The sequence below is a fragment of the Campylobacter sp. MIT 12-8780 genome (assembly GCF_006864535.1).
Classification (GTDB): Bacteria; Campylobacterota; Campylobacteria; order Campylobacterales; family Campylobacteraceae; genus Campylobacter_D.
Genome location: NZ_QHLL01000001.1, coordinates 259,058 through 271,035, shown reverse-complemented (window position 1 = coordinate 271,035; position 11,978 = coordinate 259,058). Strand labels below are relative to the sequence as shown.

General features: G+C 34.8%; 11 protein-coding genes. 7 read left to right on the top strand and 4 right to left on the bottom strand.

Going from position 1 to position 11,978, the window contains the following annotated elements:
• Positions 1-161 precede the first annotated feature (161 nt).
• Genes mapA through DMB95_RS01275 form a run of 7 tightly spaced genes read left to right on the top strand, consistent with a single transcriptional unit; the run spans position 162 to position 6,207 of the window.
• Complete coding sequence (gene mapA / locus DMB95_RS01305) at positions 162-800, top strand: outer membrane lipoprotein MapA (RefSeq protein ID WP_137632664.1); 639 nt, start codon at positions 162-164, stop codon at positions 798-800.
• Positions 797-1,378, top strand: coding sequence for a ComF family protein (locus tag DMB95_RS01300; RefSeq protein WP_142930576.1), 582 nt, complete (start codon positions 797-799; stop codon positions 1,376-1,378). The genes mapA and DMB95_RS01300 overlap by 4 nt, the downstream gene beginning before the upstream one ends.
• A gap of 39 nt (positions 1,379-1,417) precedes the next feature.
• A complete protein-coding gene (gene gyrA, locus DMB95_RS01295) occupies positions 1,418-4,003 on the top strand; it encodes a DNA gyrase subunit A (RefSeq protein WP_142930575.1) in 2,586 nt (861 codons plus the stop codon).
• Positions 4,004-4,058: 55 nt separating this feature from the next.
• Positions 4,059-4,625 carry an LPP20 family lipoprotein gene (locus DMB95_RS01290; RefSeq protein WP_335890269.1) on the top strand — a complete coding sequence of 189 codons (567 nt, stop codon included), beginning with the start codon at positions 4,059-4,061 and terminating at the stop codon, positions 4,623-4,625.
• Complete coding sequence (locus DMB95_RS01285) at positions 4,601-5,053, top strand: hypothetical protein (protein WP_142930574.1); 453 nt, start codon at positions 4,601-4,603, stop codon at positions 5,051-5,053. Before DMB95_RS01290 ends, DMB95_RS01285 begins: the two co-directional genes overlap by 25 nt.
• 16 nt (positions 5,054-5,069) lie before the next feature.
• The gene (locus DMB95_RS01280; RefSeq protein WP_142930573.1) at positions 5,070-5,261 is read left to right on the top strand and encodes a hypothetical protein; all 192 of its coding nucleotides are present in this window, start codon (positions 5,070-5,072) and stop codon (positions 5,259-5,261) included.
• Positions 5,236-6,207 carry a glycosyltransferase gene (locus DMB95_RS01275; protein ID WP_142930572.1) on the top strand — a complete coding sequence of 324 codons (972 nt, stop codon included), beginning with the start codon at positions 5,236-5,238 and terminating at the stop codon, positions 6,205-6,207. Before DMB95_RS01280 ends, DMB95_RS01275 begins: the two co-directional genes overlap by 26 nt.
• Before the next feature lies 1 nt (position 6,208).
• Here the strand turns inward: DMB95_RS01275 and DMB95_RS01270 are convergent, their stop codons facing one another.
• From DMB95_RS01270 to DMB95_RS01255, 4 genes are all read right to left on the bottom strand, one after another.
• Positions 6,209-7,138 (bottom strand): AEC family transporter, encoded by a 930-nt coding sequence (locus DMB95_RS01270; protein ID WP_142930571.1) that lies wholly within the window; start codon positions 7,136-7,138, stop codon positions 6,209-6,211.
• Positions 7,139-7,234: 96 nt separating this feature from the next.
• Positions 7,235-8,584: a TolC family protein gene (locus tag DMB95_RS01265; RefSeq protein WP_142930570.1), complete on the bottom strand. Its 1,350-nt coding sequence runs from the start codon at positions 8,582-8,584 to the stop codon at positions 7,235-7,237.
• A gap of 1 nt (position 8,585) precedes the next feature.
• A complete protein-coding gene (locus DMB95_RS01260) occupies positions 8,586-10,547 on the bottom strand; it encodes an ABC transporter permease (protein ID WP_142930569.1) in 1,962 nt (653 codons plus the stop codon).
• 1 nt (position 10,548) lies between these two features.
• Positions 10,549-11,700, bottom strand: a complete 1,152-nt coding sequence (locus DMB95_RS01255) for an efflux RND transporter periplasmic adaptor subunit (protein ID WP_442861439.1) — start codon at positions 11,698-11,700, stop codon at positions 10,549-10,551.
• Positions 11,701-11,978: the final 278 nt, after the last annotated feature.

Below are 11,978 nucleotides of genomic sequence, written 5' to 3'. Positions count from 1 at the left end.
TAGCTTAAGAATAAGCTTTGTTGTTCTTTTTGGCTTAAAAAAGTGTAAGAAAAAATGTAAATTTCACATTTTTGCAAACAACTTTGATAAAAAAGCTTGAATTTTAGCCCAATTTTGAATAAAATACTCAAATTATTTAATGATTTAAAAAAGGAGAATAAATGTTTAAAGTGTTTGTATTTTCAGCATTAGCCTTATTTTTCATAGCGTGTGCTCCAGCTCAAACTACGCTTCAAAAGGCAAGTGATTTATCAAAACAACAGCCTTGCTATCGTTGTGATACTGCTCAAGGTTTCGAAGCAAAGATTAAAGGTTTGCTTTATATCAGCGATATAGGGCTTCAGTGTTGTGCGGACAAACGCACCCTTGATCCAAGCTCGGCTTTAAAAAAGGTATATTTTCATAGAATCGATGATCTAAGTGAAGAAAAAAAGCTTTTTTTTGCTGGCAATGATAGATATTTTATCAACGAGCAGTTTAATGTCGCTTTTTATGTTTTCTTAAAGCAAGAGCTTGAAGCAAGAGGCATTATCGTTGTTGAGGGGATCAATAACTCGCCTTATGTGTTAAGGCTTGATCTTTCTTTTATCGACTTTAATTCAAAGCTTGATGCTACAGGGCTTCACTCAAATATATCAGGAAGGCTAACCTTAAAAAATATCAATATGAATAAGCAGTTTGTAGTTCGCACAAAGCAAGATGTAATGGGCTTTAGCGACGCAAGAGAAATTTCATTTTATACCTTTTTGCTGATTAAGCAAATGGCAAACAAAACTGCCGAGCTTATCTCTGCATTTTGAAATGCTATAACTGCGGCAGTTTTTGCTTGCTTGGCTTTTGTGAGCATTGCTTAGAAGAGCTAAGTGAGCTTAGTCTTGGGGTGAGAAAGCTTGATGAGGATTTTAAGGTGTATTATTTTTACAAATACAGCGAGATCAAGCATCTTTTGCACTCCAAGCATAAATTTTATGGCTATTTTATATTAAATACTTTAGCTAAGCTTTCTTTTGCTAAATTTAAAGTTTTTTTTAACTTTCAAAGCGAGGAAAAAATCACAGCCATTCCTCTTGATGATAGGGTTGAAAACTCTTTATATTCGCATTCTGCTTTGCTTGCAAGATATGTAAAAAGTAAAAATATCAACGTTCAATTTCATACCTTGCACGCTCAAAACACTTTAAAATATTCAGGAAAAAGTTTGAGTTTTCGTCAAAAAAATAAAAGAAATTACAAGCTTTTAAAGCCTATAAATTCAAGTGTTATCTTAATCGATGATATTATTACTTCAGGATCAAGCTTGCTTGAGGCTAAAAAAGTTTTGCAAAATCATAAAATTCGAGTGCTTTTTGCTTTAGTTTTAGCTAATGCAAAAGAATAATTTGCTATAATTTAGCTTTTATTTCAAGGGAAAAACAAGATGAAGAACATTTTTGACAATGACATTCAGGTTGTGGATATTGAAAACTCCATAAAATCAAGCTATTTAGATTATTCTATGAGCGTTATTATAGGACGTGCTTTGCCAGATGCAAGGGACGGACTTAAGCCTGTGCATAGACGTATATTATATGCGATGAATAATGATGAAAGCAAAAGTCGCACTACCTTTGTAAAATCTGCTCGTATAGTTGGTGCTGTGATAGGACGCTATCATCCGCATGGTGATACGGCTGTGTATGACGCGCTTGTGCGTATGGCTCAAAGCTTTTCTATGCGTTATCCAAGCATCACAGGGCAGGGTAATTTTGGCTCTATTGATGGTGATGGAGCTGCGGCTATGCGTTATACAGAAGCAAAGATGAGTAATCTTGCACACGAGCTTTTACAAGATATTGATAAAGACACGGTTGATTTTGTGCCAAATTATGATGATTCAGAAAAAGAACCAGATGTCTTACCTTCTCGTGTGCCAAATTTACTTTTAAATGGCTCAAGTGGTATAGCTGTAGGTATGGCAACAAATATACCACCTCACAGCCTAAATGAGCTTATCGATGGGCTTTTATATTTGATTGAAAACAAAGAAGCAAGCCTCGAAGAAATCATGACTTTTATCAAAGGACCAGATTTTCCAACTGCTGGTATTATTTATGGTAAAAAAGGCATTATAGAAGCTTATAAAACAGGGCGCGGCAGGGTAAAGGTGCGTGCAAAAACGCATATAGAAAAAAAAGCAAATAAAGATGTTATCGTCATTGATGAACTGCCTTATCAAACGAATAAAGCTCGCCTTATAGAACAAATCGATGAGCTTGTAAAAGAAAAACAAATCGAGGGCATAGCTGAGGTAAGAGATGAAAGCGATAGAGAAGGCATTCGCGTAGTTATCGAGCTTAAAAGAGACGCGATGAGTGAGATAGTGCTTAATAATCTTTTTAAATCCACCACTATGGAAAGCACTTTTGGTATCATCATGCTTGCCATACACAATAAAGAACCAAAGATTTTTTCACTCATTGAGCTTTTGAATTTATTTTTAAATCACAGAAAAACAGTTATCATACGCAGAACTATTTTTGAACTTCAAAAAGCAAGAGCAAGGGCTCATATCTTAGAAGGGCTTAAAATCGCTCTTGATGATATAGATAGAGTTATCGCTTTAATCAAAGCAAGTGCTGATAATGCTGTGGCTAAAGCAGGACTTATGAATGAGTTTGGCTTGAGTGAATTGCAAGCTAATGCCATTTTAGATATGAAATTAGGACGTTTAACAGGGCTTGAAAGAGAAAAACTTGAAAACGAACTTAAAGAGCTTATGGCTGAGATCGCTAAGCTTGAAGGCTTGCTTAAGAGTGAAGAAAAGCTTGAAGAGCTTATCAAAGAAGAGCTTAAGGAGATTAAGGCTAAATTCAATGTGCCTCGTATAACTGAAATCGTAGAGGATTATGATGATATAGATATAGAGGATTTAATCCCAAATGAAAATATGGTCGTAACTATCACGCATAGAGGCTATATCAAAAGAGTGCCAAGTAAAGCTTATGAAAAGCAAAAAAGAGGCGGCAAAGGTAAAGTCGCAGTAACAACTTATGATGATGATTTTATAGAAAGCTTTTTTACCGCAAATACTCATGATACTTTGATGTTTGTAACAGATCGCGGGCAGCTTTACTGGCTAAAAGTCTATAAAATCCCAGAAGGCAGCCGCACCGCAAAAGGCAAAGCTGTGGTAAATTTGATCAATTTGCAAGCTGATGAAAAGATCAAAGCCATCATACCAACTAGTGATTTTAATGAAAATAAATCCTTATGTTTCTTTACTAAAAACGGACTTGTTAAACGCACAAATTTAAGCGAATACCAAAATATAAGAAGTGTTGGAGTAAGAGCGATAAATCTTGATGAAAACGATGAATTAGTAACTGCTATCATTGTTGAACGTGATGAAAATGAGCTTTTCAAAACTGATTTAGGCGAAGTAAGTGAAGAAAATTCAGCTGAAATTTTAGATGAGAGCTTAAGTGAAGAAACAAATGAAACAAGTGATGAAAAGCCGGGCAAAATGCTCTTTGCAGTCACTAAAAAGGGTATGTGTATTAAATTTAAACTTGCAAAGGTGCGTGAAATTGGACGCGTTGCTAGAGGCGTAACGGCGATTAAATTTAAAGAAAAAGATGATGAGCTTGTTGGAGCTGTTTTCATAGAAAATGACGAGCAAGAAATTTTAAGCTTAAGTGCTAAGGGTATAGGCAAAAGGACTAATGCTGGTGAATACCGCCTTACAAATCGTGGCGGAAAAGGCGTCATTTGTATGAAGCTTACTGATAAAACTAAGGATTTAATCAGCGTTGTCATCGTTGATGAAAGTATGGATTTAATGGCTCTTACAAGCTCTGGTAAGATGATAAGAGTTGATATGCAAAGCATACGCAAAGCTGGACGCAATACAAGCGGAGTTATAGTCGTAAATGTTGAAAATGATGAGGTTTTAAGTATAGCTAAATGTCCTAAAGAAGAAGGTAATGATGAGGGCGAAAGTGAAAATGCTGACTTGCTTGAATAAAATTGGAACGCTTTTTGCTTTAGCTTTAGTGCAAAAATATTTTGAAGGTTGAAAAATGAAGAATACCGCTTTAACGCTCTTTGTAGCTTTAATGATCACGGCTTGTGTTGTGGCTCCTAGATCCACCAATAGTAGCAATCCACTTGCTCCAGCAAATTTGGCAAATCCTATAGGATCAAGCCCTGCGACAAATCAAACAACAAGCACGAGCTCAAAAGATATTATCGTGCAAAAAGTTGATAAAGATGATGTCAGATCTATTATTCAGCAAGAAAAAATGCTGGCTTTGGATAACTCAGAAAATGAACTTAGCTTTAGCTCGGTAGGTGAGGGTATAGCTCCTTTAAATACTGTTTCATCAGCACAAGCTCTTGCGCTGGCTAAAAGAGCAGCTGTAACTGATGCATATCGTCAGCTTGCAAGCAAACTTTATGGTGTGAAAATCAATGGCAAAGATACCGTAAAAGATGCTATGCTTGGAAGTTCAACCATCACAGCTCAAGTAAATGGCTTGATTAAAAATGCAAGCATTATCGATGAAAGCTTTAATCAAGGGCTTTACAGAGTAAATATGGAACTGAAAATAGACGCTGATAAGTGGAAAGAATTATTTGCGTATTAGTCTTTGCTTTGCTTAGTCTTAGCGCCCAAGATGAGTTTATCTTTTGGGCTGAGCTAAGCAACAAAGATCTTATCTTGTATCATCAAAGCCAAAGCATATCTTCAGCCATGACTCAAAGTGAGGCTGTAGATGAAGACTTTGCATGCGAGCTTGGCTATAGTGAAGATGATTTGAGTTTTTTGCAAAAAACAGCATTAGGTGTTATCGATGATGAGATGCCAAAAGCTCTAAAACTTCGTTTCTTAAATAATCACAAAGAAAGACTTTTTGAGTGCTTTTCAAAGGCTGAAGTAAGAGTAAGCCACACCACAAAAACGCAACTCTTGCAAGCTCAAAGCACAACTTATCTTAAATTTATCCCCTTGCGTTTTCGTGTGTATTTTGCTAATGATAAGGCTTTGATTTACCAGCTCATTAAACAAAGATAAAAAAGGAGGAAAAAAGATGAAATTCAAAAGAGGTATTTTGCTTGCTGCAACTGCAAATAGTGCTTTTACGCTTGGAACGATGATGATTAATCTTTTAGAAATTATGCCAAAAAAGATTGATATTTTTTATATACTTTGTGATGATTTAAGCCCTAAGGATAAGCAAATTATGCTAAATTTAGCTGCTGGGGGGGGGGCTTTGCGTTAAGTTTATATCATTTACTCAACAAGATTTTTTAGCAAAACTTCGTTTTTATACCCCAACACTTTCTTTTAGCTTTAAACAATTTTTTATCAAACGTTGGACTCATATGGCTTTTGCTAGATTTGAAGCCTTAAATTTACTTGATGAATGTAAAAACATAGTCTATCTTGACTTTGATTGTTTAATACTTAAAGATATTAGTGAGCTTTTCAAGCTTAGATTGCCACTTGCAGCAGATAGAGGATTAAATACCTTTAAAGATGAAAATTTAAAAGAGTATTTTATCTTTCGCACTCCTATTTTAAGCTTTAATGATAGGCTTAAAAATCCTAAAAAGCTTTACGAACATTTTTATAAAATCATCGCCAAACATCATGAAGCAGAGGATTTTAACGATCAAGTTGCCTTTTCTATGCTTATACACAAAAACAAACTTAAGGTTAAAATGCTAAATAAAAACAAATATTCAGGGCAGATTTTTTACAGAGCAAGCAGAAACTCATCTATCATTCATGCCTATGGGAGTAAAAACCGCTTTTGGAATAATGCCTTATGTAAAAAAACTTGGCCTTTGTGGTGGCAGTATTATGAGAAATGGCTTAAACTTGGTGGAAGTGCTTATACTGGCGGTATTGTCGCTTTGAATACCCAAAGTAAAGAAAGATTTCGTTTTCATCTTTCTTATAAGCTTGGTTACGCAGTTATAAGGCTTCACAGAAGCTTTTTTGGCTGGCTTCAAATGCCTTTTGTGTCTTTTGTGCTTTTATACATACTTTTTCAACATAAAAAAGAGCGAAAAATTTACGAGCAAGAACTTCAACAAAATGCAAATGCAAAGCTGCCTAAACTAAGTGAATATGAGGATTTTGAACAAGGCTTAAAAGAAACGCAAACAAAGTCTTATAAAATAGGACAAAGGCTCATAAAAATCTTTCAATTTAGTTTTTGAACTATATTTTTACACCCAAATATGCAAAAATAAAAAGTAAAAATGGCATAGAAAGAAAAGCAAAAATCACACCAAAAGCAAGCGTGCTAATAGCTAGATTACTATCAAGCTTGGCTTTAATGATCAAAATACCAGCTAAAGTCATCGTCGGCATAGCTGATTCAAAGATCGCAACGATTAAAGAAGGCTTAAATTCCAAATCAAACACAAGAGCTAAGCATATAAAAATCAATGGAGCAAAAAGCATTTTCGCGCTCAACACTAAAAGTGTGCTTTTGATACTTGATTTAATCGAGTTAAAACCCAGCCCCAAACCTATGGCAAATAAAGCTACAGGCGTAGCAGCATTGCCAAAAATCCTAATAGGCTCAAAAATAAAACTTGGCAAAGGCATAATTTTGAGGCAAAAGCCAAGTGCTAAAGCGATAAAAGGTGGAAAAAGAAAGACTTTTTTTAAATTTTGTGTAAAACTCACTTTTTCATCACTTGCTAGCGCAATGATAAAAGGTGCAAAAAGTGCCATAGGTAGGGCAGTAGCCAAGGCATCATAAAGTATAATCTCGCCTATAAATTGTTCTTCTTTATAAAAGGTTGAAATGATAGGAATTCCTATAAATAAAGTATTTCCAAAAGAAGCAAGCAAAAACATACTCACCAAGGTTACTTTTGAAAATTTAAACCAAAAGCCTAGCAAAACACACAATAAACCAGCCAAGATACAAGAAAAAAGTCCCAAACCTATATAAAAGATCAAAGAAAGATCAAAATTCAAATGATAAGATCTATCAAATATTAAACAAGGCAAAGCAAAAGTAATAGTAAAATCCAAAAAAGCCCGAGATTGCTTTGCTTTAAGCACACCCAAACGTTTAGCAACATAGCCACCCATAAGTAGCGCAAGTATAGTAAATAATGGATTAAAAATTAGCACAATTTATCCTTTTAAAAAACAGAAAGGATTATACTACTTTTTAGAATAAATTTTTCAAATTTTTATTATTTACACAGGTCTTATAAGATAAAAAAATTAATTTTCCAGTTTTGCGGTGGTGATTTTGTAATATAAATTTGTTGTTTTTAAGACATTTAGCCTTGATCTTAAAAGCTCTTGAGCTGAGCTGATGAGGCTGTTTTTAGCGTCAAGATAGTCTTTGAGTTCGCTTTTGCCAAGATCGTATTTTTGAGCGTAAGCAAGGGTGATTTTTTCTTGTTTTTCATTGATGAGTTTGATGTTTGCTAAGAGTTTGTTGTAAAATTCATAGTCTTTATAACATAAATAAAACTCATTAATCGCCGTTTGCAAGCTTTGTTCGTATTCAAGTCTTAAAGCTTCATACGCAAGGCGTGAAATTTTGATATTTTGCTTTACTCGTGGATAATCTAAAAAAGGTAAGCTGATCTGTAAATTTCCACCCAAGGTAAGCAACTTAAAACTTTGGTTTAAGTTTTCATTGCCCCCACTTAAACTTGAGCCTAGACTTATGCTTGGAAACATTGATTTTTCAGCCACACTTATGTCTAGAAAAGCCCCTTGAAGTGAGCTTGCTTTTGATTTTATATCTGGTCTGTGTGCAAAAAGAGCCAAAGGAAGATCAAAATTTAAACTCAAGTCCTTAAAATCAGCCAATTTAAGCGTATCAAAAGAACTTATAAGCATAAAATTTTGTTTTGATCCAAGTAAGTCTTTAAGGTTTTTGATCGTAAGTTCTTTATTTTGTGCGTTGCTGAGTAAATTTTGTCTGGCATTAAGCAAACTTTGCTCTATATTGAGCAAATCAAGCTCTTCTATCTTACCAAGCTCATATTTTAAAGTATAAATTTCTTTCATCTGCTCTAGGTTGCTTAAATGCTCGCTTAAAAGGCTTTCTACATCGTTAAAATATGCCAAATCAAAGATATTATCGATACTTGAGTTAATAAGGCTTAATTTTAAACTTTCAAGATCAAACTCGCTTGCTTTTACGCTAAACTCGCTTGACTTTCGCTCATCATAAATTTTGCCATAAATATCAAGCTCATAACTTAAATTTAAAGCATTTGAAAAATTTTGTGAATTTGTGCCTAAGTTCAAATCCCTTGCTACGCTTGCTCCTAAATTTCCACTTAAAGTAGGATAAAGATCAAAGTCAATCAAATCATATCTTGCAATAGCACTGAGTAGATTTATCCTTGCGACATTAAGCTCGCTGTTGTTTTCAAGCATAGCTTGCATAAGAGCATTGAGCTTTTGATTTTCATACTCTTGCCACCAATTTTCATTGATTTTTAGTGTTCTTTGCTCGCTTTGGCTAAGCTCGTGTTGCTTGAGATTTAACTCTTTTGTGTGAGAGCAGGCTAAGAAAAAAAAGCTTATGATAAAAGCATATAAAATTTTCATTTTATTCCTTTGATAAGGCATTGATAGGATTTAAATTCGCTGCATTTTTAGCTGGGAAAAAGCCAAAAACAACGCCTATAAATACCGAGCTTAAAAGTCCTAAAAATACTGAAGAAATTGAAACAATCATCTTAAAATCAGGACTTAGTATATTAAAAGCTTGCACCACAGCAAAAGAAAGTAAAATTCCAAGCACAGCTCCTAAGCAGCATATCATAATCGCTTCGATTAAAAATTGCATCAAAATATCTTCTTTTCGAGCTCCTATTGCCATTCTTATACCAATCTCTCTTGTGCGCTCACTTACTGAAACAAGCATGATATTCATCACTCCTATGCCACCAACGATTAGAGCAATAAGAGCAATTGAAGTGATTAAAATCGTCATTGTTCTTGTGTTTTCTTCTATGCTTTGACGAATGGCATCTGAATTGATAGTAAAAAAGTCTTTTTGCCCTCTTTTAATCTCTAAAGCCCTGATGATAGCTTGTTCAGCCACGCTTGGGGAAGCATCATCTTTGACTTTAGCCACGATTTCATCAAGCAATTTATCTCCAGTAAGCTTATTCATCAGCGTTGAAAAAGGCATATAAATTCGTATAGTTGTATCCTCAGCCCTTCGGTTAGGGTCCTTTTTCAACACCCCAATAACCTTAAAAGCTTTATTAGCAAAGATAAACACCTTGCCTAGAATTTCATCTACAGCCATATCCTTAAACAAAGCATTGCGTCCATTATGATCGATCACAGCAACATTCGCACTTGTGGCTATATCATGCTCATTTAAAATCCGCCCAAGCTCAAGCTCATAGCCTTTTATGCTAAATTCATTTATCCCCACGCCCTCAGCCCTAGCATTAAGCATTATATTTTTATATACTATAGTTCCGCTTGTATCATCTTGAGGCTCAACAGCTTCAAGATAAGGAAGGCTTCTTAATGTGCTTACATCGCTTAAATTGAGCCTTGTTTTACCCGATCGAATATCGCCAAAACCCCTACCAGCTCTGATTTCTATAGTATTTGTCCCAAGTCTTGAAATGGAGGCTAAAACTTGCTCTTGAGAGCCAAGCCCAAGCGCAACAACGCAAACAACTGAGGCTATACCTATGATGATACCAAGCATGGTTAAAAGTGAGCGGAGTTTGTGAGCGATGATTGATGAATAAGCGATTTTAAAGCATTCAAAAAGCTGATTTTTAAGCAAATTATAAGTTTTTCTTTCACTAGGCATTGCTTTTATGCTTACTTTTGAGATGGTTTTTGATGAATTTAAATCTTTATTTTGAGCTATTTGAGTGCTATTTTGGCTGTCTTTGATGATTTGTCCATCTTTGATTTCTATGATTCTTTTTGCTTGTGCGGCTATACTTGGATCGTGTGTTACAAGGATTATGGTGTGTCCTTTGGCATTAAGCTCTTTTAAAATTTCAAGCACCATCACGCCACTTTTGCTATCTAGCGCCCCGGTTGGTTCATCAGCTAAGATAAGTTCTCCTCCATTCATCAACGCTCTTGCTATGCTTACTCTTTGTTGCTGTCCGCCGCTTAGTTCATTTGGCTTAGAATCAAGTTTGTGATCAAGCTCAAGTTCTTTTAAAAGCTCTTTTGCTCTTGTATTTCTTGATTCTGTGCTTTTGCCTGCATATACAGCCGGTAAAGCAACATTTTCTTTGGCGCTAAGCAGACTTAAAAGGTTGTAACGTTGAAAGATAAAGCCTATTTTTTCGCGTCTTAATCTTGCTTTTTCATCTTTACTCATCATCGTTACTTCATAATCTTGAAAACGATAAAAACCAGAACTTGGTTCATCAAGCGTGCCGATGATATTTAAAAGCGAAGTTTTACCACTTCCACTTTGTCCTATAATAGCGACAAATTCGCCTTTTTCAATGTGTAGATTTATGCCTTGTAAAATCGATGTTTGTCCGATTTGCTTATAGATATTTTCAAGACTGATCATCTTAGCGAGGACCCATTCTTATGCTTGAGCTACTTTTAGCATTTAAATCCCCTACGATTAAGATATCATTTTCGCTTAAACCTTCTGTGATTTGGGTATTTAAACTATCTTTAATGCCAAGTTTTATATAATGTTTTGTAGGATTTTTATTTTCAAGCACTAAGGCATAATACCCCTTTTGATCGCTTTGTATAGCATAAGTTGGTATAGCAACGACATTTGAAGCACTTGCGACGATGATTTCATTTTCTAAGCTCATACCTATGCGTAAAAAATTATCTTTATTTTTCACAAAAAAACGAGCATAATAATAAATTGCTGAACTTGAGCTTGTTGAGCTAGAACTTGAGCTTGCCCCACTTGTAGCATCACTTTGCGTGGTATTTGCTGGATCTATGCTGGCTATCTTTGCGTCGTATTTGGTATCTGGATCGTTTAGGGTGGCAAATTTTACAGCTGTGCCGACTTTGATCTTGCTTACATCAGCTTCAGCGATTTCCATACGCACTTCCATTTCATCTAAATTTGCGATTTTTACTATGGTTGGGGTGTTTTGATTAGCATTTACCGTTTGTCCTTCATCAACAGCGACATTGATGATAATGCCACTTATTGGGGCTGTTATGGTGGTGTAGCCTAAATCTTTTTGGGCGTTTTTAAGGCTGATTTCAAGCTGGACAACTTGAGCCTCAAGCTCTGCAACATTTGCTTTTAAAGTATAAAAATTATTTTTTAGGCTTTCTAGGCTTTCAAGCGAGGTTGCTTTACTTTCATAAAGCTTTTGTTCTCTTTTGTATTGATTATCAGCAATTTCAAGGGCGACTTTTTTACTTTCTAAATTTGCTTTAGCACTTTCAAGCTGGGCTTTGGTGATATCAAGCTCATTTTGCTGTTTATCCTTATCAATCTGAGCGATCAAATCCCCTTCTTTAACCCTATCGCCAATATCTACATAAAGTTTGATAATCTGCCCGCTTACTTGAGCGCCCACATCAACTTGTTCTTTAGCATATACCTCGCCTACTGCTTCTATACTTTGTTCTATGTTGGTTCTGCTCACAGCTTGGGTGATATAAGAGTTTGTGTTTGTGTTATAGAAAAAGAAATAATACACAATAAAAACGATAAATATCAACGTAACGCTTGCTAAAATAAGCATTTTATGGGTAAATAATCTTGACTTTAATTGCAACAAAAAATTCAAATCAAAAACCTTTTATCAAAATTCAAAAATATAATTTTAATCTTAAAAAGTGAATTAAGGGTGAATTAAATACAAGTTTCAAATCCTAATATCACTTTAAATCAAAATACTTCTTTATCTCAAACTAACAAGGTGTATTTTTTAAGGATATTTTTACTTCTTTTTTTTCTTAATTTTTTGATTATCAAAAATTATATATTTTGATAATAATTCTTATTCAGCTTGCA